The following is a 21,810-nucleotide window of genomic DNA, read 5'->3' as shown; positions in this document are numbered from 1 at the left end:
CCCGGCGCCCCGCCGGCACCGCCCCTGTCGCGCGCGCACGCCCGTGCCCGGCCCGCGCCCCTCACGCCGGCTCCCCCGGCGCTCCGGGGGCCTCGTCCGCCGTGCCCCGGCCGGGCAGCCGGCGGGCGAGGCGCTTGAGGCCGCGGTGGGTGGCGGTGCGCACGGCGCCGGGGCGCTTGCCGAGCACGCGGGCGGCGGCGGGGCCGTCGAGACCGACGACCACCCGGAGCAGCACGGCCTCGGCCTGGTCCCGGGGCAGGGCGCGCACCAGGTCCAGGGCGCGCGCGGTGGACAGGGACTCCAGCGCCTGGTCGTGGGTGCTGTGCGGTCCGGGCAGCTCCAGCACGTCCTGTTCGAGCGCGGTGGTCCGGGGCCGGGTGCGGCGGCGGCGCAGATGGTCCAGGGCGCGGTGGCGGGCTATGGCCGCGGTCCAGCCCCGGAAGCCGGCGCCGTCCCCGCTGAACCGGCCCAGGTCCCGGGCGATCTCCAGCCAGGCGTCGGCGGCCACGTCCTCCGCGTCCTCGCCGACCAGGCCGCGCAGGTAACCGAGCAGGCCGGGCTGCACGAGCCGGTAGGCCACCGCGAACGCCGTCTCGTCGCCGTCCTGGGCCCGTGCGACGGCCGCGCCCAGTTCCGCGTCCCGCGGCCACCGGCGGCGGGGGTCCCCTCCCTGGCCCAAGACCGTCCTCGTCGTGCCGAGTTCAGGCCACCGCGGGGCGTCCCGCACGGTGTGACACGCTCCGGCCGTGTCTGTCGCCCTCCATGGTCATCAGCGTCCGCCCGCACGGAAGTGTCACAGCGGGCCGATGGGCCGTCAGACGACGGCGGTCGCGTCCCGGCACAGCAGGCGCAGCGAGCCGTGGCCGGTGTAGCAGCGACGGGCCTCCTCGATGGGGTCCCAGAGCCGGCCGTCGGGCGTGCGCACCCAGTGCTCGCCGCCGGTCGCCCACCACTCGCCGCCGGTGTGCCGGACGACCACCTCCCCGGCGTAGGCGCCGAAGCCGCGCAGCACGCTGTCCACGGCCTCCTTCGGCGCCCCCTCGCGCCGTATCTCCTCGATCACCCGGTCCACCCGCCACAGGCTCTGCGCCGAGTAGTCGAGACGCAGCCGGGCGCCCTCGCGCATGGCCGCGACCGCGTCCGCCGCCCAGCGCACGGGCTTCACGGCGGCCTGGGGCCTGGTCCGCTGCGGCGCGGTGCCGTCGGGGGCGGTCACACCGGCCGACGCGTCGGCCGGCGCACCGGCGGTCGCACGGGCCGGCACACGGGCTGTCACAGGGGCTGTCACATGGGCGTTCACATAAGGAAGAGCGAGCGGGGCCCGGCTTCCGTCACGCCTGGCGGCCGCCTCCCGACAACCGGCGCAGGACCGCCCCACCTCCACCGCACGACCGGCACAGGACGCGCACCCGGGGAGCCGTCCCGCGGGGGTGTCAGCGGACGGTACCGGCGGTGCCCCGGGCCCGCCGGGAGACCACCGCGCGCAGCACCCGCCGCCCCTCCCCCGACAGCTCCAGGGCATGGCGCAGGCCCTGCCCGCCGTGCCCGGCGAGGAGTTCGAGGACGGCGATCTGGCGGCGCAGCTCGGCGGCGACCAGCGGGGACGGCTCCTCGGCCTCGCCGGCACGCGCGGCCGCCGGGGCGGCATCGTCCGGGGCGGCATCGGCTGCCGGGTCGAGCAGGCGGTGGATGCGCAGGGAGGCGAGCGAGCAGGCGTCCGCCCAGGGGCGCAGGGCCTCGGCGGTGCGCTCGGCGGGGGCCGTGTCCAGCATGTGCCGGGCCAGCCGGACGGCCTCGGCGCCGAACGCGCCGGACACACCGGACGAGTCAGCCTCCCCGCCCGTCCCGCACACGGCCCGCGCCCGCTCCAGGTGGCCGCTCCAGTCGGCGCCGTCGGCGAGGCTCCCCCACAGCGGGCGCAGCAGCTCGTCGTCCTCGCCGAGCAGCGGCAGGCACCGATCCAAACAAGCCAGTCCGCCCGCGGCCAGTCCCCGCTCGTCGGCCCGCGCGATCAGTTCCACCAGGCTCATGAAGCCCCCCGTTCTGGGTTCCGACCGGTACGGGACCCGTGACTCCCCTTACTGCGTGCGCGGGGGCGGGAGTGTCACAGCCGTTCGGTTTCAGCCAAACACGGGGGCGGCGAGCAGCCGGTGCCGCTGCATCCGGGTCAGATGGAGGACGACCACGACGGCGAGGATGCCGGCCGCCGCGTCGAGCCCGTCGGAGACGAGCATCAGCCGGGCGGCGGAGGCCAGCTGCGCCGGGGTGTCGGCGTCGCCGAATCGCGTCGCCGCGGGCCGGCCGAGCAGCAGGCCGAGGATCCACAGCGTCCACCAGGCGTTGACCGGGGCGCGCCGGACCCGGGCACCCGGCGGGGTGCTGGCCGTCCAGCTGTCCAGCACGACCCGGCGCGGGAACCACAGGTTCACGATCGGGCAGAACCAGCCGCCGATCACCCAGCCCCGCTTCAGCCGGTGCCCGTCCGGCCGGAACGCCTCGGCGTTCACCCGCACCCGCCACAGCCAGCACAGGTAGACGACCATCGTCGCCACCAGGGTGACGCCCTGGGTGATGCCGGCGGAGCCGTAGAGGGTGTCGGCGCGGTCGGCCCGGTGGACGATGTCCGCGCCGGTGGCGCCGCCCATCAGGTCCTGGGCGACGTTCATCTCGCCCAGGTCCGCGACGCAGGCGAACAGGTCGGCGGCGACGGCCGCCCCCAGCAGTACCGCGGTGGCCAGGCCGAGCCCGGCGGGCGAGCGCAGCCGGGCCGGGGGCGGGGCGCCGAGGGGACCGGCGGGCACGGGTGGGACGGGCATGGGTGTGGCCATGGGCTGAGCTTCCCCCGAGGTGATGACGGTGACCGGCGGGCGGCGTGCGGCGTGCGGCCTGCGAGCGGCCGGCCGGCCGGAAAGGCGAACACCGGAAGATACGGCCGAAGATCGTTCCGTGTCCACGGATTTCGCCGGTTGCGTCCGGCCCCCGGCCGGAACCGGCAGAGAGCGGGCGGGGTCGCTCCACCCGCCCGCTCCCCGGCCGCTCCCCCGCCCTTCGCCCCGGCCGCTCGGCCCTCCGGCCCGGCCGCCCGTGCCTCAGGGCCCCGCCGGACCGTCGGCGCCTCAGCCCAGCCGGTTCGCCAGTGCCTTGAACTGCGTCCAGGACAGCGCGGGCGTGCGCGGGTCCCAGAGTTTCTGCACGGTGGCCCGCAGCGGCATCCGGATCCCGGCCGCGACCTGGTCCGGCGTCTGCGCGTTGGGGAAGTCGCCCCAGACCGCGAAGGTGCCGCCGAGGATCTGCCCGTCGTAGCGCGCCGGGACGGCGGCGGTGCCGCGCACCACCCGAGGGGTCCACTGTTCGTAGATCCGCTGGCCGGTCGGGTACACGAAGGTCTGCGGCTGGCCGAGGACGTAGTAGAGGAACTCGTCGTTGTAGTTGATCAGCTTGCGGCCGGCGCTCAGGTACTCCTCCGGCTGCCGGGCGCCGATCTCCTTGCCGGTCCAGTAGGCGACCTGGAGATCGCCCGCGGGCCGTACGGCGGTGGCGCTGCGGTAAAAGCCGTCGTTCCAGGCGCGCAGCGTCTTGCCGTGGGCGCGGACGGTGGCGGCGCGGTCGTTGAGCCAGGCGGTGGCGAGGTCGGCGACGTTGCCGTTCGCGCCGAACTTCGCCCGCGCGGCCGCGGCCAGCTGCGGATAGGCGGTCTGGGGGTTGCTCGCCATGAGCGCGGTGTACTCGTCGCCGCCCATGTGCCACTGGTCGCCGGTGAACAGGCCCGCGTACTCGTTCAGCAGGTCGTCGACCAGCTTGGCCGAGCCGGGCTTGGAGATGTCGATCGCGCCCTTGGTGACCACTCCGTTGCGGTTGCGCAGCTGGAGGTCGGGGTGGGCGGCGAGGACGGCGCCGAGGTGCCCCGGCGAGTCGAGCTCGGGCACGAGGGTGATGTGCCGGCTGTTCGCCAGGTCCACGATCCGTCTGACCTGGGCCTTGGTGAGGTGGTCCGCGGAGACGATCTCCGGGTGGCTGCTGGACTCGATCCGGAAGGCCTGGTCGTCGGAGAAGTGCAGCCCCAGTTCGTTGAACTTCAGGTCCCCCAGCTCCCGTATCCGGTCCTCTATCCAGGACTCGGAGTACGGTTTGCGCGCGATGTCCAGCATGAACCCGCGCACCGGCTTGGCCGGCTCGTCGCGCACGACGCCCTCCGGCGCCGTGCCACCGCCGTGGACCTCCTGCTTGAGGGTCCGGGTGCCGTAGAAGACGCCCGCCTGGCCGGGGCCGCTGATGTCGACCCGTCCGCCGTGGACGTTCATCGTGTACGACTCCTGGTTGCCGCCGCCGGCCAGAGCCAGGCGCACGTCCCCCGCCTTGGTGTCGTTCTTCTGGCCCGCGTAGGTCAGACCGAGCTCACCGGCTATCAGCCGGCCCTCGTCGGCCAGCGACGCGTCGCCGACCACCACGCGGGCGCCCTTGCGCGGCTGCCACCCCGGCCCGCGGGCCGGGGTGTGGGAGCGCACCGCGGGAATGGTCTGCGGTGCCTTCGACATCGGGTACGAGCGGGTGGGCGAGGGACTCGCCGGGGAGCCGGTGTCCGCGACGGTCGCCCGCCCGGAGCCCTGTCCCGCGCCGCCACCGGACGAGGCCCACACCCCGACACCCGTGCCGAGCGCGACGGTCCCGACCACCGCGGCGGCCACCGCCATCCGCTTCCGCTTCACCTGTTGCGCCGTCGCCCGGCGCCTGTGCTGGGTCACTCAGCCAACGTACGGCCCTTCGCCACTCGAACGGTCACCTGAACGCTCGCAAACTCTCCCGTCCGGGTGAATTTCAGGCATCGCGAGGACACAGAGTGACCACTCTCGATAACCTGACGACACATCTTTCACAGCATTCCCCTGCCACACCCCCTGTGACGCGAGGATTCACGCTGCCCGGACACCGCCCTCCGCATCTGCCCCGCCCCCTCGACGCGTTCAACGCGGCGCCCGCCGGCGAGGCCCGTGCCCTCCTGCTGCGCTGCCTGCACAGCCCCCGCTGGTCGCACCGCGTCGCGGCCCACCGCCCCTACCCCGACCTGGACGCCCTCCTGGCCGCGGCGGACGAGGCGGCGTACGACCTGCCCCCGGCGGACATCACACGGGCCCTGGCGCACGAGTCCCTGCCCACCCTCCCGGCGGACACCTATTCGGCCGCCCACATGGCACTGGACGCGCAGCACGCCGCCTACGAGGCCAGATTCGGGCATGTGTTCGTCATCTACCTCGGCGACACCCCTCCGGCCGAGACCGCCGACCGCATCCTGGAGGCCATCCGGTCACGATCGGCGAACGATCCGGACGAGGAGCGCGCGATAGCCGCGGACGAGCTCCGCCGCCTGGCGAGGGGCCGGCTGGGCACGTTCCTCCGGGGCCCGGGGCCGCACTCACCAGCGGCGCCGCCACTGGGCGCGACCAGCCCCAACGCGCCCGCGCCGGGCAGATGAGCGGCCCCCGGCTCCCCCATCCGGTGCCAGTTTGATCACACCGGTAGGCCCCCCGTAAGCGTCACCCCGCCGCATGGATACCATGTCGGGGGCCGGTGGACCGTACCCGGCCGGGCCCGACCGACAGTGAAGCCGGCGCGGCCCTAGTCCCCGCTCCCGGAGGGTTCTTCCGTGCCGGCTGGAACGCTGTACCGCGGCCGGGAAGGAATGTGGTCCTGGGTGGCTCACCGAGTCACCGGCGTCCTCATCTTCTTCTTCCTGTTCGTTCACGTACTGGACACCGCTCTCGTGCGTGTCTCCCCCGAGGCCTACGACAAGGTCGTGGCCACGTACAAGACGCCGATCGTCGCGCTGCTGGAGTACGGCCTCGTCGCCGCCATCCTCTTCCACGCGCTCAACGGCCTGCGCATCATCGCCGTCGACTTCTGGTCGAAGGGCCCGCGCTACCAGAAGCAGATGTTCTGGACCGTGATGGGTGTCTGGGTCGTCCTCATGCTCGGCGCGATCTACCCCGTGCTCGGCCACGCCGCTCGTGTTCTGTTCGGGAGCTGACGCCGATGTCTACCACTGAAACCACCGCCTCCGGGGTCGGCCCCGTCGAGGGTGCCGCCGTCTACAACGTGGACAACCCGGCCCCGCTGATCGAGGCCCCGCGCAAGCGGACCAAGAAGACCCCGAAGTCCACCCGCGGCAACTTCGAGCTGGCGGCGTGGCTGTTCATGCGCCTGTCCGGCATCGTGCTGGTCGTCCTCGTCCTCGGCCACCTGCTGATCCAGCTGGTCCTGGACGGCGGCGTCTCCAAGGTCGGCTTCGCCTTCGTCGCCGGCCGCTGGGCCTCCCCGTGGTGGCAGGTCTGGGACCTGGCCATGCTGTGGCTCGCGATGCTGCACGGCGCCAACGGCCTGCGCACGGTCATCAACGACTACGCCGAGCGGCCTGCGTCCCGCATGTGGCTGAAGGCCCTGCTGTACACCGCCACGGTGTGGACCATCCTGCTGGGCACGCTGGTGATCTTCACCTTCGACCCGAACATCCGCTAGGCACGGGGCTGCGAGAATCATGAAGATCCACAAGTACGACACCGTCATCGTCGGCGCCGGTGGCGCGGGCATGCGCGCCGCCATCGAGGCGACGAAGCGCAGCCGCACCGCGGTGCTGACCAAGCTCTACCCCACCCGCTCCCACACAGGCGCCGCGCAGGGCGGCATGGCCGCCGCGCTGGCCAATGTGGAGGAGGACAACTGGGAGTGGCACACCTTCGACACGATCAAGGGCGGTGACTACCTGGTCGACCAGGACGCCGCCGAGATCCTGGCGAAGGAGGCCATCGACGCCGTCCTCGACCTGGAGAAGATGGGTCTGCCGTTCAACCGGACCCCGAACGGCACCATCGACCAGCGGCGCTTCGGCGGCCACTCCCGCAACCACGGCGAGGCCCCGGTCCGCCGTGCCTGCTACGCGGCCGACCGCACCGGCCACATGATCCTCCAGACGCTGTACCAGAACTGCGTCAAGGAGGGCGTGGAGTTCTTCAACGAGTTCTACGTCCTGGACCAGCTGATCAGCGAGGTCGACGGCGTCAAGAAGTCGGCCGGTGTCGTCGCCTACGAGCTGGCGACCGGCGAGATCCACATCTTCCAGGCGAAGTCGGTCATCTACGCCTCCGGCGGCACCGGCAAGTTCTTCAAGGTGACCTCCAACGCGCACACCCTGACCGGTGACGGCCAGGCCGCGTGCTACCGCCGGGGCCTGCCGCTGGAGGACATGGAGTTCTTCCAGTTCCACCCGACCGGCATCTGGCGCATGGGCATCCTGCTCACCGAGGGCGCCCGCGGTGAGGGCGGCATCCTGCGCAACAAGGACGGCGAGCGCTTCATGGAGAAGTACGCTCCCGTCATGAAGGACCTGGCGTCGCGTGACGTCGTGTCCCGCTCCATCTACACGGAGATCCGCGAGGGCCGCGGCTGCGGCCCCGAGGGCGACCACGTGTACCTGGACCTCACCCACCTGCCGCCGGAGCAGCTGGACGCGAAGCTCCCGGACATCACCGAGTTCGCGCGCACCTACCTCGGCATCGAGCCCTACACGGACCCGATCCCGATCCAGCCCACCGCGCACTACGCCATGGGCGGCATCCCGACCAACGTCGAGGGTGAGGTCCTGGCGGACAACACCACCGTCGTGCCGGGTCTGTACGCCGCCGGCGAGGTCGCCTGCGTGTCGGTGCACGGCGCCAACCGCCTGGGCACCAACTCGCTGCTGGACATCAACGTCTTCGGCCGCCGCGCGGGCATCGCCGCCGCGGAGTACGCCCACAAGGCGGACTTCGTCGAGCTGCCGGAGAACCCGGAGTCGTTCGTCGTCGAGACGATCGAGCGGCTGCGCAACTCCACCGGCAACGAGCGGGTGGCGACGCTGCGCCGCGAGCTGCAGGAGACCATGGACGCCAACGTCATGGTGTTCCGCACCGAGCAGACGATCAAGACGGCGGTCGAGAAGATCGCCGAACTGCGCGAGCGCTACAAGAACGTGTCCATCCAGGACAAGGGCAAGCGGTTCAACACGGATCTGCTGGAGGCCATCGAGCTGGGCAACCTGCTCGACCTGGCCGAGGTCATGGCCACGTCGGCCCTGGCCCGCAAGGAGTCCCGCGGCGGTCACTACCGCGAGGACTACCCGAACCGCGACGACGTCAACTTCATGCGCCACACCATGGCGTACCGCGAGGTCGGCGACGACGGCACCGAGTCCATCCGTCTCGACTACAAGCCGGTCGTCCAGACCCGCTACCAGCCGATGGAGCGTAAGTACTGATGGCTACCCCTGTTCTGGACAAGGCGGACGCGGCCGGCCGGCCCGAGCCCGGATTCGCCGACTCCCCCTACATCACGGTCACCTTCCGGGTCCGCCGGTTCAACCCGGAGGTCTCGGCGGAGGCCACCTGGGAAGACTTCCAGCTGGAGATCGACCCCAAGGAGCGTGTCCTCGACGGTCTCCACAAGATCAAGTGGGACATCGACGGCACCCTCACCTTCCGCCGCTCGTGCGCGCACGGCATCTGCGGCTCGGACGCGATGCGGATCAACGGCAAGAACCGCCTTGCCTGCAAGACGCTGATCAAGGACATCAACCCCGAGAAGCCGATCACGATCGAGCCCATAAAGGGCCTGACGGTCCTCAAGGACCTGGTCGTGGACATGGAGCCGTTCTTCCAGGCGTACCGGGACGTGATGCCGTTCCTGATCACCAAGGAGACGAACGAGCCCACGCGTGAGCGCCTCCAGTCCGCGGAGGACCGGGCCCGCTTCGACGACACCACCAAGTGCATCCTGTGCGCCGCGTGCACGTCGTCCTGCCCGGTGTTCTGGAACGACGGCCAGTACTTCGGCCCGGCCGCGATCGTCAACGCCCACCGCTTCATCTTCGACTCGCGTGACGAGGCCGGGGAGCAGCGGCTGGAGGTGCTGAACGACCGCGACGGCGTGTGGCGCTGCCGTACGACCTTCAACTGCACCGACGCCTGCCCCCGTGGCATCGAGGTCACCAAGGCGATCCAGGAAGTCAAGCGTGCGCTGATCACGCGCCGCTACTGACCCAGCCGCCTGGCACAATGCGAGGGGCCGTTCACCGCGATGGCGGGGAACGGCCCCTCGCCGCAACCGAGTTCAGCCGCCCACCACACTTCAAACGGGGGACCAGCGTGACCGAGCAGAATCCGTACCAGGGCGATTCCGGCCAGTGGGGCCCGGGGAAGCCGCCCACCCCGCCCGGCACCCCGGCGGCCGGTTACGGCTACCCGGCGGACACCCCGCCGCCCGGCTACGGCTACCCCGGCGGCGCGCCCGCGCAGGGGTACGGCTACCCCCAGCAGCCCGGCGCCCCGGCGCCCGGGGGCGGTGCGCCGCTGCTCGCCCTCGGCGACATCACGGTGGTCGGCGACCAGATCCTCACGCCCGCCGGTGCGATGCCGCTGCGCGGGGCGATATGGAACGCGACGGACATGTCGCACACCGAGGAGAAGATACCGACGCACGCCATCGTGCTCGCGATCGTGTTCTTCATCTTCTGCCTGCTCGGCCTGCTCTTCCTGCTGATGAAGGAGCGGAAGACCACCGGCTACATCCAGATCACCGTGACCAGCGCGGGCCGGCACCACCAGACGATGGTCCCGGCGCTCGGTCCGGAGACGTTCCCGGCGATCATGGGCCAGGTCAACTACGCCCGTTCGCTGAGCATGTGAGCCGTCGGGCCGGAAATCACGGAATCCGACCGGACGGCGCTCTAATGTGACGACATGTCAGACGATGAGTCGTACGAGCTGCTCGGGTTCGACAACGTGCTGCTCCCCGTCGGCGACCTCGCGGAGGCCGTCGGGTTCTACGAGCGGGCCGGCTTCGGCGTGGGCTTCCGGTTCGACGAGGCCGGGATCGCGCTGCTGACCGCGGGCGCGGAGACGCCCGGGGTGCTGCTGCGGGTGGAGGAGGCGCTGGGCCACCGCAGCCCGCCCTGGCCCTCGCCGCGGCTGTGGCTGGAGGTGCCGGACGCGCGGGCGGCGGCGCGGCGGCTGTCCGACGCGGGCATCCGGCCGCTGGACGAGGTGTTCCAGACGGCCACCGGGTGGACGGTGGAGATCGCCGACCCCTGGGGCAACGTGCTCGGCCTCACCGACTACACGAGGCGCCCCGAGCTGGGCCGCAGAGGCTGATCCGGGGGTGCGCGCACACTCGTTAGGCTCTGTGGCGTGCCCGTGAAGAACGACGGTCCCGAGGCGGCCGGTACCCCCAGCAAGTCCGAGCAGACCCGTGCGCTGATCCTGGAGACGGCCCTGCGGCTGTTCCGGGAGCGGGGGTACGACAAGACCACCATGCGGGCCATCGCCCAGGAGGCCGGGGTCTCCGTCGGGAACGCGTACTACTACTTCGAGGGCAAGGAACACCTGATCCAGGGGTTCTACGACCGGATCGCGGCGGAGCACCAGCAGGCGGTTCGGGGCATCCTGGCCCGGGAGACGGACCTGGAGGCGCGGCTCGCGGGCGTGCTCACCGCATGGCTGGACATCGCGCGGCCGTACCACGAATTCGCGGTGCAGTTCTTCAAGAACGCCGCGGACCCGGACAGTCCGCTGAGCCCCTTCTCCCAGGAGAGCGAGCACGCCCGGGAGCAGGCGATCCGGGTGCACCGGGAGGTACTGGCCGGCTCCAAGGCCAAGGTGCCCGACGAACTGCGGGACGTACTGCCCGAGTTGATGTGGCTGTCCCAGATGGGCCTGGTCCTCTACTGGATCTTCGACCGCACCGAGGACCGGGAACGCAGCTACCGCCTGGCCCGGCGCGGCGCCCGCCTGACCGCCCGCGGCGTCACCCTGGCCCGCTTCCGCGTCCTGCGCCCCCTGGTCCTGGAGGTGCACGAACTGTTCACGGACTTCCTGCCGGGCATGACGAGGGCCCTGCCGGACCCGGGGCGGAGACGGGACGAGTGATCACTTTCGGGTGAAGGAGCGGGGAAGAGGCGTCCGGCCCCGGCTCTGCCTACGATGATGCTCTCGACACCGGCCCTTGGGAGGCACCTGATGTCCGCAGCAGCCGTCGAGCGATCTCACGACCGTCCGCAGATCGCAGAAGCCAACCGGATCATGGAGCGTCTCCCGGGCTATCGCGTCGAGATCATCGGAGACCAGATCATCGTGTCCCCGCCCGCTGACGGCCCGCACGGCGTGACCCTGACCGACTTGATGGTGCCTTTCCTCGCCGCCGGCCTCCACGGCACCGAGTCGAAGGTGGTCCAGGGCATCGGCCTCTGGCTGCCGACAGGAGTCGAGGACTATGCGATTCCCGACCTCTCCCTGGTCGACGCCGACTACCAGGACCACTACATCGAGAACAACTGCTACGACCCCGTCTGCTTCCGTATGGTCCTGGAGGTCACCTCCAGCAACTTCCGGACCGACCTGCGCATCAAGACGAGCGCCTACGCGGAGGCCAAGGCCCCCGTCTACGTCATCGTGGACCGCAAGCACCAGCGCCTCCACGTGCTGACGGATCCGACCGGGAGCGAGTACGAAGTTCATCGCGTCCACGCGCCCGGCGAGACCGTCGCCCTTCCGGATTCGCTCGGTGCCAAGGTCACCCTCGACGTCGAGCAGATCATCAGGGCCGGGCAGAAGCAGGACGGCTGATCAGATCCAGTCCAGCCGCCACAGGCGGTACACGCCGGTGCCGTCGGTGAGGTACTGGCCGCCGCCCACGTCCTCCGTGCTGACCGTGTACTCCTTGCGCTGCCACAGGGGGATCAGGGGGACGTCGGTGGCGATGTCCGACTGGATGCGCTGGAAGTCGGCGGCGGCACGGCTTCGGTCCGCGAAGCGCTGGCTGTCGCGGATGTACTGGTCGACGTCCTTGTTGCTGTAGCCGGTGCTCATGGTGGAGCCGGTGCCCACGAGGGGCTGGCCGAAGGTGTCCGCGTCCGGGTAGTCGGCGACCCAGCCGACCGACCACGCGTCCAGCTTCCCGGCGGCCATCCGCTCCTGGAAGTCCGTCCACTCATAGCCCTTGACGTCCACCTTGAACAGGCCGCCCGCCTCCAGCTGCTTCTTCAGCGCCGCGGCCTCCTCGGCGCCGGGCCCCTGCCCCTTGCCGTACGCGAAGGTGAAGCGCAGCGGCAGGCTCACCCCGGCCTGGGTGAGCAGCGCCCGCGCCTTCGTGGTGCTCTGGGTCGGGTACGCGTCGAAGAAGGACGTGGTGTGGCCGGTGATGCCGGTGGGGATCAGCGAGTACAGCGGGTCGACGGTGCCCTGGTAGACCGTGGCGGCCAGCTGCTCCCGGTTGACCAGCCACGCGATCGCCTGCCGCACCCGTACGTCGTGCAGCGGGGAGGCCGCGCGGGTGTTGAGGTACAGGTTGCGGGTCTCGGAGGTGTCGGACTCGTTGACGCGCTCGTTGGGGTCGCTCGGCGTCATCCGGGAGAGCACCTCCGGCGGCAGCGTCCGGGACGCCACGTCGACCTTCTTGGCCTTCCACGCCTGGTCGAGCTTGGCCGAGTCGCTGTAGTAGCGCAGGTCGATCGGCCGCCCGGTGCTGCTCAGGTACCCCTTGTAGTGCGGGTTCGGCGTGAGCTCGGCCAGCTTGCCCTTGGTGTAGGAGGCCAGCCGGTACGGGCCGGTGCCGTCGACCGCGGCGTCCTTGCGCAGCGCGTCGGCGGGGTAGCTGTCCTTGTCCACGATCGCGCCGGCGCCGGTGGCGACCTTCAGCGGGAAGGTGGCGTCCGGGGCCTTCAGGTGGAAGGTGACCGTGCGCGCGTTGTCCGCGGTGACCGAGGCGAGCAGGTCGAACAGGGACGACGGGCCGACGTCGGAGTCGATCTTCTTGACCCGGTCGAAGGAGAACTTGACGTCCGCGGCGGTCATCGCGCGGCCGCTCGGGAAGGTGATCCCGTCGCGCAGGGTGCAGCGGTAGGTCTTCAGGTCGCCGGGCGCGAAGCCGCAGCTCTTGGCCGCGTCCGGCACCGGCTCCACACCGTCCGGCTCGAAGGTCAGCAGGCTCTGGAAGACGTTGCTGAACAGGGCCCAGGATCCCGCGTCGTAGGCGCCGGCCGGGTCGAGCCCGGTGACCGCGTCCGTCGTGCCGACCGTGATGGTCCTGTCCTTGTTCTCCTGCGACGGCAGCAGCTGCCAGCCGCCGATTCCCACGACCGCCAGCACGAGCAGTGTCACGAGAATCCGCATGCGAACCGATCGCACGGTGGTGCCCTCCCAGACCTGTGCAGGCCCTACCCCTGGCTCAGCACAAAATGCGCCACTCCCCTAAAGTGACGCGGCTCACCTAATCACACGTGTTTCAGCGGGGGGAAGGGCTTTCTGGCCGGTTGTGGAAGAACTCACCAAAGCATTGTCTTCGCCATGCCTTCACAGGGTCTCCATAGGCGAAGGAGCGATTCCGGTCACATTCCGCTAGGACGTGCGGCGCAGGGCGCGCACACCGCGCAACCCGATGACCCCGATGACCGTCCCCAATACGAACGAGACGATCGCCAGCAGCAGGTGCACCCAGAAGTAGGCGGTCGGGTGGCCGTCGTCGAAGGCGAGCCCGCTGCCGTCCTTGACCAGGTTCTTTACGAAAGTGATCCAGATGAACCAGCTCCACACCCCGAAGGCGAGCAGGAACCAGGAGACCGGGCGGCTGAGTTTCATACCTCCAGTATCCGGGGTGCGGTTTCGTGACAGGGGCTGGGTCGGGACTTCCCCGGCGGGTGCGAGTACGTTCTCGGTCGTGCCCGCACCCAAGAAGACCGTACGGCGATCACTGCTGGCCGGCGCCGCGACCCTGCTCGCCCTCGCCGCCACCGCGCCCGCCGCGCTCGCCGCCCCCGGCGCCCCGAAGAGCCCCGCGCCCCCGGCCCACATGTCGGCCCTGGGCGGCGCCCGGCTCGGTCTGCCGGGCACCCAGGTGAATCTGGCGCCCGGTGTCCCCGTGCTCCCCGAGGGGCTGACCGCCCGCTCCTGGATCGTCTCCGACGCCCAGTCCGGCGAGGTGCTGGCCGCGCACAACGCGCACTGGCCGCTGCCCCCGGCGTCGACCCTGAAGATGCTGTTCGCGGACACCCTGCTGCCCCGCTTCCCGAAGACGATGGAGCACCGGGTGGCGGCCGGGGACCTCGAAGGCATGGGCGAGGGCTCCAGCGTGGTCGGGATAAAGGCGGGGCACACCTACAGCGTCCACGACCTGTGGCTCGGGGTGTTCCTGCGCTCGGGCAACGACGCCGTGCACGTGCTGTCCGCGATGAACGGGACCGTCGCCGACACCGTGCGGGACATGCAGCAGCACGCCGACGAGCTCCAGGCCCGGGACACCCGGGTGATCTCCCCCGACGGCTACGACGAGCCGGGCCAGGTCTCCTCCGCGTACGACCTGTCGCTGATCGCCCGCTCCGGGCTCCAGAAGAAGGACTTCCGGGACTACTGCTCCACCGTGAGCGCCGATTTCGGGGGCTCGGAGATCCGCAACACCAACCGGCTGCTGAGCGGCGACACCGACGTCCCGGTCTACCAGGGCATCGCGGGCGTCAAGAACGGCAACACCACCCACGCGGGCGCCACCTTCACCGGGGTCGCCGAGCGGGGCGGGCGGGTGCTGCTCGTCACCGTGATGAACCCGCAGAAGCCGGAGCACAACGAGGTCTACAAGGAGACGGCGAAGCTGTTCGACTGGGGCTTCCAGGCGGCCGGCAAGGTGACCCCGGTGGGCGAGCTGGTGCCGCCGAAGACCGCCGCGCAGCCCTCCGGGGCGCCGAGCGGTCCGGCCACGGCGCCGGCGCCGGCCGGGCGGGCGGGCTCCCGGCCGGTGGCGGCCGCCGCCACCGGCTCCCGGGGCATGGGCACCGCGCTCGGTGTCGCGGGCGGTCTGCTGGTGCTGCTGGCGGGCGGGGTCTACCTGGTCAACCGCCGGTGGCCGCTGCCGGATCTGATGCGCCGTCGGCCTCGCTCCTGACCTCGGCGGTCTCGCTCGGGGTGGCCGTCCAGGCGGCGCAGTACAGGACGAGTTTCGCGGTGAAGTTGATCCACAGCAGCAGCGCCACGGGGACGCCGAACGCGCCGTACATGCTCTTCGCGGCGACCCCCTGGATATAGCCGCTGAGCAGCAGCTTCAGCAGTTCGAAGCCGACCGCGCCGAGCAGTGCGGCGACCACCAGGCGGCGGCGCGGCGGCTCCACCCCGGGCAGCAGGGTCAGGACGTAGAGCAGCACCAGGAAGTCGGCGAGCACGGCGACGGCGAAGGCGGCGGCCTGGAGCAGCACGGTGCCCCAGCCGTGCCGGGCGAGGCCCAGTTGCTCGGAGACCTTGCCGACGGCGGCCGAGGCGAGGGTGGAGGCCGCGAGGGTGACCAGCAGGGCGCCGCCGAAGCCGACCAGGATGCCGGCGTCCTTGGCCTTGGCGACCAGCGGGTTCTGCTCCTGGTCGGGCAGCTCCCAGACGGCGCGCAGGCAGTCGCGCACCTGGCCGACCCAGCCGACGCCGGTGAACAGCAGCGCGGCACCGGCGATCACACCGACGGTGCCGGCGTTCTGGACCAGCGAGGTGATGTCCAGCTGGCTGGAGATGACGCCCGGGAACTGCTCGGCGATCTTGTGCTCGACGGTCTGCTGCTGGGCGGTGCTGAGGGTGGCGGCGGCGACGGCGGCGGCCACGGTGAGCAGCGGGAACAGGGCCACGAAGCTGACGAAGGTCATCGCCGCGGCCAGCCGGGACCACTTCACCCGGTCCAGCCGCTCGAACGCCCGCCATGCGTGGGTCGCCGTCAGCCAGGTCACCAGCGGCCCGATGACGGGCAGTCTCTTGAGCCAGTCCATGATCCTGTCCCTGCCCTCTGCGCGACGTCCCATGTGCGGGTACCCCGCGACCGCGCGCCCGACGGAGCCCGGCCGTCCCACCTTCGAGTGATCTCGGGCCCGGCAAGGTGACGAGGGACGAACAGCCCACTTATGGACGATACGGTCACGGACATGTCTGTGAAGGACGCCCTCGCCCTGCCCAAGTCCCTGCTGGTCCTCGGCGGCACCTCCGAGATCGGTCTCGCCACCGCCCGCCGGCTGATCGCCCGCGGCGCCCGCACCGTGTGGCTGGCCGGCCGCCCCTCCCCCGCCCTGGACCGGGCCGCCGAGGAGCTGCGCGCCCTCGGCACCGACGTCCGCACGATCGGCTTCGACGCCCTCGACCCCACGGCCCACGAGGCCGCGCTCGGCAAGGTGTTCGCCGAGGGCCCCGTCGACCTGGTGCTGCTCGCCTTCGGCGTCCTCGGCGACCAGGCCCACGACGAGCGCGAACCGCTGCGCGCCGTGCGGGTCGCCCAGACCAACTACACCGGGGCCGTCTCCGCGGGCCTGATCGCCGCGAGCGCTCTTCAGTCCCAGGGCCACGGCACCCTCGTCGTCCTCTCCGCCACCGCCGGCGAGCGCGCCCGCCGCGCCGACTTCATCTACGGCTCCAGCAAGGCGGGCCTGGACACCTTCGCCCAGGGCCTCGGCGACGCCCTGTACGGCACGGGGGTGCGGGTGATGGTCGTACGCCCCGGCTTCGTGCGCACGCGGATGACGGCGGGCCGGCCGCGGGAGCCGTTCGCCACCACCCCGCAGGCCGTCGCCACCGCGATCGAGCTGGGGCTGCGCCGGGGCTCGGAGACGGTGTGGGTGCCCGGTGCGCTGCGGCTGGTGATGGCCGCGGTGCGGCACGCGCCGCGCGCACTGCTGCGCAGGCTCCCGCTGTGAGGGGCGGTCAGCGGCTGGCGATGGTGCCACGGCCGATGCCGGCCGGGCCGGCCTGGGGCGGCACCACACAGCCGCCGAAGGTGAACTCGCGCAGCTTGCGCCACACCCCGTCCGCGCCCTGCTCGTACAGCGCGAACCCGGTGCACGGCCACTCGGCCTCGAAGCCGGCCAGCTCCGCGAAGGCGCGGTCCATCGCCGCCTCCTCGATGCCGTGCGCCACGGTGACGTGCGGGTGGTAGGGGAACTGGAGTTCACGGGCGCAGGGACCGGAGCCCTCGCGGACCCGCTGCTGGAGCAGGGCGCACTCCTCGGCGCCCTGGGCCACCCGGACGTAGACCACCGGGGACAGCGGCCGGAAGGTGCCCGTGCCGTGCAGCCGCATCGGGAACGGGCGGCCGCCCGCGGCGACCTGGAGCAGGTGCGCCTCGACGGCGGGCAGCGCGTCCTCGGGGACCTCGGTCGGCGGCAGCAGGGTGACGTGCGTGGGAATGCCGTAGGCCGCGGCGTCGCCGAAGCCCGCGCGCCGCTCCTGGAGCAGGCTGCCGTGAGGCTCCGGGACCGCGATCGACACGCCGATCGTTACGGTCCCCACGTCGTCTCCTGTCGTCGCGTCCGTCGTACCGTCCGGCCGGGTCGCCCGGGCCCTCGGCTTCGACTGTACGGCTATGGATGTCCTGTGGGCAGGCGCAGCGGAAGTGATGTGCAGCGCTCTGCCCCCACGGGCGTGCGAACGGCCGTGCTCCTCAGCGCCGGTCCGTGCCTCGCGGCGCGGTCCGTGCTCCCCGGCGCGGCCGTGCGCGCTCAGTGCTTGGCCGGCAGGAAGCCGACGCGGTCGTACGCCTGCGCCAGCGTCTCCGCGGCGACGGCGCGCGCCTTCTCCGCGCCCTTGGCCAGGATCGAGTCCAGCGTCTCGGCGTCGTCCAGGTACTGCTGGGTGCGCTCCTTGAACGGCGTCACGAACTCCACCATCACCTCGGCGAGGTCGGTCTTGAGGGCGCCGTACATCTTGCCCTCGTACTCCCGCTCCAGCTCCGCGACGGACGTGCCGGTGAGGGTGGAGTAGATGGTGAGCAGGTTGGAGACGCCCGGCTTCGCCTCCGCGTCGTAGCGGATCACCGTGTCGGTGTCGGTGACGGCGCTCTTGACCTTCTTGGCGGTGGTCTTCGGGTCGTCCAGCAGGTTGATGAGGCCCTTCGGCGTGGACGCCGACTTGCTCATCTTGATCGACGGGTCCTGGAGGTCGTAGATCTTCGCCGTCTCCTTGAGGATGTACGGCGACGGGATCGTGAACGTCTGCCCGAAGCGGCCGTTGAACCGCTCGGCCAGGTCCCGGGTCAGCTCGATGTGCTGGCGCTGGTCCTCGCCGACCGGCACCTCGTTGGCCTGGTACAGCAGGATGTCCGCGACCTGGAGGATCGGGTACGTGAACAGGCCCACGGAGGCCCGCTCGGCGCCCTGCTTGGCGGACTTGTCCTTGAACTGGGTCATCCGGCTCGCCTCGCCGAAGCCGGTGAGGCAGTTCATCACCCAGGCCAGCTCGGCGTGCTCCGGGACGTGGCTCTGCACGAACAGGGTGCAGCGGTCCGGGTCCAGGCCGGCGGCGAGCAGCTGGGCGGCGGCCAGGCGGGTGTTGGCCCGCAGTTCCCTCGGGTCCTGCGGGACCGTGATCGCGTGCAGGTCGACGACCATGTAGAAGGCGTCGTGGCTCTCCTGGAGCGACACCCACTGGCGGACGGCGCCGAGGTAGTTGCCGAGGTGGAACGAGCCGGCGGTGGGCTGGATACCGGAGAGCACGCGAGGCTTTTCAGCAGAGGCCATGTCCCCCATTCTCTCATCGGCCGAGGGTGGCACAGGCCCCTGAGCGGGGCGCGGTCGCCCGCGCCCCGCAAGAGCGGCTCAGCCCAGGTCGACTTCCGGGTAGAGCGGGAAGCCCGACACCAGGTCCGTCGCCCGCTGGGCGATCTCCTGCGCGACCTTCTCGTCCAGCACGTGGGCGGCCTTGCTGGGGGCGCCCGACTTGGTGGTGCCCGGTTCGGTGGTGGTGAGGACCCGGTCGATCAGGCCCGCCACCTCGTCCATCTCCGCCGTGCCGAGGCCGCGGGTGGTCAGGGCGGGGGTGCCGATGCGGATGCCGGAGGTGTACCAGGCGCCGTTGGGGTCGGCCGGGATGGCGTTGCGGTTGGTGACGATGCCGGACTCCAGGAGCGCCGCCTCGGCCTGACGGCCGGTGAGGCCGTAGGAGGTCGCCACGTCGATCAGGTTGAGGTGGTTGTCCGTGCCGCCCGTCACGAGGGTGGCGCCCCGCCGCATCAGGCCCTCGGCGAGCGCGCGGGAGTTGTCCACGATCCGCCGGGCGTAGTCCTGGAAGGAGGGCTGCCGGGCCTCGGCCAGGGCGACCGCCTTGGCGGCCATGACGTGCGGCAGCGGACCGCCGAGGACCATCGGGCAGCCGCGGTCCACCTGGTCCTTGAGGGAGTCGTCGCACAGCACCATGCCGCCGCGCGGGCCGCGCAGCGACTTGTGGGTGGTGGTGGTGACGATCTGGGCGTGCGGGACCGGGTCGAAGTCGCCGGTGAGGACCTTGCCGGCGACGAGGCCGGCGAAGTGGGCCATGTCGACCATGAGGGTCGCGCCGACCTCGTCGGCGATCTCGCGCATGATCCGGAAGTTCACCAGGCGGGGGTAGGCCGAGTAGCCCGCGACGATGATCAGCGGCTTGAACTCGCGGGCCTGGGCGCGCAGGGCCTCGTAGTCGATGAGGCCGGTGGCCGGGTCGGTGCCGTAGGAGCGCTGGTCGAACATCTTGCCGGAGATGTTGGGGCGGAAGCCGTGGGTGAGGTGGCCGCCGGCGTCCAGGGACATGCCGAGCATCCGCTGGTTGCCGAAGGCCTGGCGCAGCTCGGCCCAGTCGGCGTCGGTGAGGTCGTTGACCTGGCGGGCGCCGGTCTTCTCCAGGAAGGGGACCTCGACGCGGTCGGCGAGCACCGCCCAGAAGGCGACGAGGTTGGCGTCGATGCCGGAGTGCGGCTGGACGTAGGCGTGTCGGGCGCCGAAGAGTTCCCGGGCGTGCTCGGCGGCGAGGGACTCGACGGTGTCGACGTTGCGGCAGCCGGCGTAGAAGCGGCGGCCGACGGTGCCCTCGGCGTACTTGTCGCTGAACCAGTTGCCCATCGCGAGGAGGGTGGCCGGCGAGGCGTAGTTCTCCGAGGCGATCAGCTTGAGCATCGCGCGCTGGTCGGTGACCTCCTGGCCGATGGCGTCGGCGACCCGCGGCTCCACGGCGCGGACCACGTCGAGCGCGGCGCGGAAGGCGGTGGACTCGGTGGACAGGGGCTCTGGCATGGGGACCTCCGGACGGTGTGCGTTCAGCGTTCACGTTCGGCCCAGGCGCACGGCACTGATTTCCCGCGAGGCCGCTCCCCGATGGTCCGTCCCATCCCAGCGCGCCAGTCACGGCCCGTGCCTCAGCGTACCGGGCGGGCGCGGGGCGGAAGATCCGGCGTCCACCATGCGGGCGAGGGCGGCCGGAAATTCGCTTGCCGGTCCGGCGTTCCACCCTCAAGATCATCAAGTTCGGAAATCAAACTAACTTCTGAAGCTTGGATGAAGATGCGAAGACTCTGTCTGCTGCTGGTGGCGGTCCTGGCCGCGGTCACCGGGGTGGTGGCCCTGCCGGCGTCGGCCGCGTTCGCGGCGTCGGCGCCGCCGTCCTCCACCGGCCAGCGCTGGGCCCTCAAGGTGAACGGGCTCTACGTCGCCGCCGAGGTGAACGACTCGGGCGACCAGAACGGCAAGCTGCGGGCCCGCTCGACCTCCGTCGGCAGCTGGGAGACCTTCAGCCTGCACACCGACAACATCCCGGGCGTGGGCTACGGCACGACCATCACGCTGCGCAACGAGGAGAACGGCCTCTACGTCACCTCCGAGATCAGCACCACCGGCAGCCAGGCGGGCATGCTGCGCGCCCGGGGCACCAACACCGGCTCCTGGGAGCGCTTCTACGTCGTCCCGCAGAGCGACGGCACGTACGCGCTGAAGTCCGCCGCCAACGGTCTCTACGTCACGGCCGAGTTCAACTACACCGGCGGCGACCAGGGTCTGCTGCGCGCCCGTTCCAGCACGGTCGGCAGCTGGGAGCGGTTCACCTTCGAGAAGGTCGGCGGCACCGGCGACACGGCGGCGCCGCCCGCGTCGGCCGTAAAGGCCTCGGGACGGCACGACATCGCCTCGTGGAACCTGTGCGCGAACAACAACACGAGCGCGGCGTGCAAGCTCCAGTACGCCGACGCGGACACGGTGGCCTCCGGCGTCGCCGGTGACCTGGCCGGTTCGCTCGGCCACCGGCCGGAGGCGATCTTCTTCCAGGAGATCTGCGAGAAGGCGGTCAAGCCGCTGGAACTCCAGCTGGAGAGCCGGCTCGGCGGCGGCTGGGACGTGCGGTTCGCACCGACGTACTACAAGGTCGTCGACGCGAACGGGTCGACCGACCCGGCGCTCATGGCCCAGAAGTCCTGCATGGACAGCACCAGCGGCACCGACCGCGGCTCCTTCGGCATCGCCCTCGCGGTCAAGGACACCAACACCTGGTACCGCGGGTACACGCTGCCCTCCCCGGCCGGCAAGGAGCAGCGGCCCGCGCTGTGCGCCACCGTCCCCGAGGACGGGACGGTCTACTGCGACGCGCACCTCAGCAGCGGCCACTACCTCGACGCCAACGGCAAGGAGGCCGGCGACGACCCCGACGGCACCAAGCGCAAGGAGCAGGCCGCCGCGCTGCGCTCCATCGTGGACGGTCTCCAGGGCGCCGGGTACACGGCCTTCTACGGCGGTGACCTGAACACCACCACGGCGGACGTGTCCTACCTCGACACCCTGTACTCCGGCCACCAGGAGTGCGGTCAGGCGACCCCGGACGCGGCGCACACCGGTGCGCCCACCGACGGCAACAACAAGATCGACTACATCTTCGGCCCGGTCGGCCCGTCGTACGGCTGCGAGGTCGTGGACCCGGGCCTCTCGGACCACCGGGTGATCCACGCGACCGTCACCTTCTGAGCCCGCTCCGCGCGCCGGCCCCTCGGTTC

The 21,810-nt window shown here is 71.4% G+C and carries 23 protein-coding genes and 1 riboswitch; of the genes, 12 read left to right on the top strand and 11 right to left on the bottom strand.

Translation table 11 applies throughout. The features are described from left to right. Positions 1-61: 61 nt before the first annotated feature. The 5 genes from BLW85_RS23955 to BLW85_RS23935 form a co-directional block, all read right to left on the bottom strand. Positions 62-679: an RNA polymerase sigma factor gene (locus BLW85_RS23955; protein ID WP_074993064.1), complete on the bottom strand. Its 618-nt coding sequence runs from the start codon at positions 677-679 to the stop codon at positions 62-64. 135 nt (positions 680-814) lie between these two features. Beyond that, positions 815-1,216, bottom strand: a complete 402-nt coding sequence (locus tag BLW85_RS23950; protein ID WP_070026382.1) for a hypothetical protein — start codon at positions 1,214-1,216, stop codon at positions 815-817. 217 nt (positions 1,217-1,433) lie between these two features. After that, complete coding sequence (locus BLW85_RS23945; protein WP_074993063.1) at positions 1,434-2,030, bottom strand: hypothetical protein; 597 nt, start codon at positions 2,028-2,030, stop codon at positions 1,434-1,436. 90 nt (positions 2,031-2,120) lie between these two features. Beyond that, complete coding sequence (locus BLW85_RS23940) at positions 2,121-2,828, bottom strand: DUF4328 domain-containing protein (RefSeq protein WP_074993062.1); 708 nt, start codon at positions 2,826-2,828, stop codon at positions 2,121-2,123. A gap of 288 nt (positions 2,829-3,116) precedes the next feature. After that, on the bottom strand, positions 3,117-4,691 hold the full coding sequence (locus tag BLW85_RS23935; protein ID WP_070026206.1) for a beta-N-acetylhexosaminidase: 1,575 nt from the start codon (positions 4,689-4,691) through the stop codon (positions 3,117-3,119). A gap of 206 nt (positions 4,692-4,897) precedes the next feature. Between BLW85_RS23935 and BLW85_RS23930 the strand changes: the two genes are divergently transcribed. From BLW85_RS23930 to BLW85_RS23890, 9 genes are all read left to right on the top strand, one after another. After that, complete coding sequence (locus tag BLW85_RS23930; protein ID WP_074993061.1) at positions 4,898-5,470, top strand: 2-oxo-4-hydroxy-4-carboxy-5-ureidoimidazoline decarboxylase; 573 nt, start codon at positions 4,898-4,900, stop codon at positions 5,468-5,470. A 171-nt stretch (positions 5,471-5,641) separates the two neighbouring features. Next, complete coding sequence (gene sdhC / locus BLW85_RS23925; protein WP_071828690.1) at positions 5,642-6,022, top strand: succinate dehydrogenase, cytochrome b556 subunit; 381 nt, start codon at positions 5,642-5,644, stop codon at positions 6,020-6,022. Between the two features lie 5 nt (positions 6,023-6,027). Next, positions 6,028-6,510: a succinate dehydrogenase hydrophobic membrane anchor subunit gene (locus BLW85_RS23920; protein WP_070026209.1), complete on the top strand. Its 483-nt coding sequence runs from the start codon at positions 6,028-6,030 to the stop codon at positions 6,508-6,510. Between the two features lie 19 nt (positions 6,511-6,529). Further along, on the top strand, positions 6,530-8,284 hold the full coding sequence (gene sdhA, locus BLW85_RS23915; protein ID WP_070026210.1) for a succinate dehydrogenase flavoprotein subunit: 1,755 nt from the start codon (positions 6,530-6,532) through the stop codon (positions 8,282-8,284). Next, positions 8,284-9,063 (top strand): succinate dehydrogenase iron-sulfur subunit, encoded by a 780-nt coding sequence (locus BLW85_RS23910; RefSeq protein WP_070026211.1) that lies wholly within the window; start codon positions 8,284-8,286, stop codon positions 9,061-9,063. The genes sdhA and BLW85_RS23910 overlap by 1 nt, the downstream gene beginning before the upstream one ends. Positions 9,064-9,170: 107 nt before the next feature. Beyond that, on the top strand, positions 9,171-9,710 hold the full coding sequence (locus BLW85_RS23905) for a hypothetical protein (RefSeq protein WP_074993060.1): 540 nt from the start codon (positions 9,171-9,173) through the stop codon (positions 9,708-9,710). A 54-nt stretch (positions 9,711-9,764) separates the two neighbouring features. Then, entirely contained in the window at positions 9,765-10,175 is a 411-nt protein-coding gene (locus tag BLW85_RS23900; RefSeq protein ID WP_070026213.1) for a VOC family protein, read from the top strand. A 36-nt stretch (positions 10,176-10,211) separates the two neighbouring features. Next, positions 10,212-10,949, top strand: coding sequence for a TetR/AcrR family transcriptional regulator (locus BLW85_RS23895; protein WP_070026214.1), 738 nt, complete (start codon positions 10,212-10,214; stop codon positions 10,947-10,949). 90 nt (positions 10,950-11,039) lie between these two features. Next, positions 11,040-11,645 (top strand): Uma2 family endonuclease, encoded by a 606-nt coding sequence (locus BLW85_RS23890; protein ID WP_074993059.1) that lies wholly within the window; start codon positions 11,040-11,042, stop codon positions 11,643-11,645. Here BLW85_RS23890 and BLW85_RS23885 read toward each other — a convergent pair whose 3' ends face one another. Both BLW85_RS23885 and BLW85_RS23880 read right to left on the bottom strand, forming a co-directional pair. Then, positions 11,646-13,190, bottom strand: coding sequence for an ABC transporter substrate-binding protein (locus BLW85_RS23885; protein ID WP_074993058.1), 1,545 nt, complete (start codon positions 13,188-13,190; stop codon positions 11,646-11,648). Positions 13,191-13,415: 225 nt separating this feature from the next. Then, positions 13,416-13,655, bottom strand: coding sequence for an SCO4848 family membrane protein (locus tag BLW85_RS23880; RefSeq protein WP_070026217.1), 240 nt, complete (start codon positions 13,653-13,655; stop codon positions 13,416-13,418). A gap of 79 nt (positions 13,656-13,734) precedes the next feature. Between BLW85_RS23880 and BLW85_RS23875 the strand changes: the two genes are divergently transcribed. After that, a complete protein-coding gene (locus tag BLW85_RS23875) occupies positions 13,735-14,952 on the top strand; it encodes a D-alanyl-D-alanine carboxypeptidase family protein (protein WP_074993057.1) in 1,218 nt (405 codons plus the stop codon). On the opposite strand, the gene BLW85_RS23870 is transcribed toward BLW85_RS23875, so the two are convergent. Then, on the bottom strand, positions 14,900-15,811 hold the full coding sequence (locus BLW85_RS23870) for a YihY/virulence factor BrkB family protein (RefSeq protein ID WP_070026219.1): 912 nt from the start codon (positions 15,809-15,811) through the stop codon (positions 14,900-14,902). The two genes, BLW85_RS23875 and BLW85_RS23870, sit on opposite strands and share 53 nt — an antisense overlap. Positions 15,812-15,970: 159 nt before the next feature. Here BLW85_RS23870 and dprE2 point away from each other — a divergent pair, with 159 nt between their 5' ends. After that, positions 15,971-16,726, top strand: a complete 756-nt coding sequence (dprE2, locus tag BLW85_RS23865; protein WP_074996185.1) for a decaprenylphospho-beta-D-erythro-pentofuranosid-2-ulose 2-reductase — start codon at positions 15,971-15,973, stop codon at positions 16,724-16,726. Positions 16,727-16,733: 7 nt separating this feature from the next. Here the strand turns inward: dprE2 and BLW85_RS23860 are convergent, their stop codons facing one another. From BLW85_RS23860 to BLW85_RS23850, 3 genes are all read right to left on the bottom strand, one after another. Beyond that, positions 16,734-17,318: a 2'-5' RNA ligase family protein gene (locus BLW85_RS23860; RefSeq protein ID WP_074993056.1), complete on the bottom strand. Its 585-nt coding sequence runs from the start codon at positions 17,316-17,318 to the stop codon at positions 16,734-16,736. A 209-nt stretch (positions 17,319-17,527) separates the two neighbouring features. Further along, positions 17,528-18,553, bottom strand: a complete 1,026-nt coding sequence (gene trpS / locus BLW85_RS23855) for a tryptophan--tRNA ligase (protein WP_403420883.1) — start codon at positions 18,551-18,553, stop codon at positions 17,528-17,530. Positions 18,554-18,622: 69 nt separating this feature from the next. Then, entirely contained in the window at positions 18,623-20,068 is a 1,446-nt protein-coding gene (locus BLW85_RS23850) for a glycine hydroxymethyltransferase (RefSeq protein ID WP_070026221.1), read from the bottom strand. A 32-nt stretch (positions 20,069-20,100) separates the two neighbouring features. Then, a riboswitch (ZMP/ZTP riboswitch) is annotated at positions 20,101-20,190 on the bottom strand. A 139-nt stretch (positions 20,191-20,329) separates the two neighbouring features. Here BLW85_RS23850 and BLW85_RS23845 point away from each other — a divergent pair. Next, on the top strand, positions 20,330-21,781 hold the full coding sequence (locus BLW85_RS23845; RefSeq protein ID WP_074993055.1) for a fascin domain-containing protein: 1,452 nt from the start codon (positions 20,330-20,332) through the stop codon (positions 21,779-21,781). Positions 21,782-21,810 lie beyond the last annotated feature (29 nt).

It is taken from the genome of Streptomyces misionensis (assembly GCF_900104815.1).
GTDB classification, from domain to species: domain Bacteria; phylum Actinomycetota; class Actinomycetes; order Streptomycetales; family Streptomycetaceae; genus Streptomyces; species Streptomyces misionensis.
The sequence above is the reverse complement of the archived record's forward strand: the minus strand, read 5'-3'. Positions and strand labels throughout refer to the sequence as shown.

Coding starts and splice junctions, on each gene's coding strand:
- BLW85_RS23920 (WP_070026209.1), top strand. CDS start 6,028: ATGTCTACCACTGAAACCACCGCCTCCGGGGTCGGCCCCGTCGAGGGT.
- BLW85_RS23890 (WP_074993059.1), top strand. CDS start 11,040: ATGTCCGCAGCAGCCGTCGAGCGATCTCACGACCGTCCGCAGATCGCA.
- BLW85_RS23935 (WP_070026206.1), bottom strand. CDS start 4,691: ATGGCGGTGGCCGCCGCGGTGGTCGGGACCGTCGCGCTCGGCACGGGT.
- BLW85_RS23850 (WP_070026221.1), bottom strand. CDS start 20,068: ATGCCAGAGCCCCTGTCCACCGAGTCCACCGCCTTCCGCGCCGCGCTC.
- BLW85_RS23900 (WP_070026213.1), top strand. CDS start 9,765: ATGTCAGACGATGAGTCGTACGAGCTGCTCGGGTTCGACAACGTGCTG.
- BLW85_RS23870 (WP_070026219.1), bottom strand. CDS start 15,811: ATGGACTGGCTCAAGAGACTGCCCGTCATCGGGCCGCTGGTGACCTGG.
- BLW85_RS23845 (WP_074993055.1), top strand. CDS start 20,330: ATGAAGATGCGAAGACTCTGTCTGCTGCTGGTGGCGGTCCTGGCCGCG.
- BLW85_RS23945 (WP_074993063.1), bottom strand. CDS start 2,030: ATGAGCCTGGTGGAACTGATCGCGCGGGCCGACGAGCGGGGACTGGCC.
- BLW85_RS23880 (WP_070026217.1), bottom strand. CDS start 13,655: ATGAAACTCAGCCGCCCGGTCTCCTGGTTCCTGCTCGCCTTCGGGGTG.
- trpS (WP_403420883.1), bottom strand. CDS start 18,553: ATGGGGGACATGGCCTCTGCTGAAAAGCCTCGCGTGCTCTCCGGTATC.
- BLW85_RS23910 (WP_070026211.1), top strand. CDS start 8,284: ATGGCTACCCCTGTTCTGGACAAGGCGGACGCGGCCGGCCGGCCCGAG.
- BLW85_RS23885 (WP_074993058.1), bottom strand. CDS start 13,190: ATGCGGATTCTCGTGACACTGCTCGTGCTGGCGGTCGTGGGAATCGGC.
- sdhA (WP_070026210.1), top strand. CDS start 6,530: ATGAAGATCCACAAGTACGACACCGTCATCGTCGGCGCCGGTGGCGCG.
- BLW85_RS23940 (WP_074993062.1), bottom strand. CDS start 2,828: ATGGCCACACCCATGCCCGTCCCACCCGTGCCCGCCGGTCCCCTCGGC.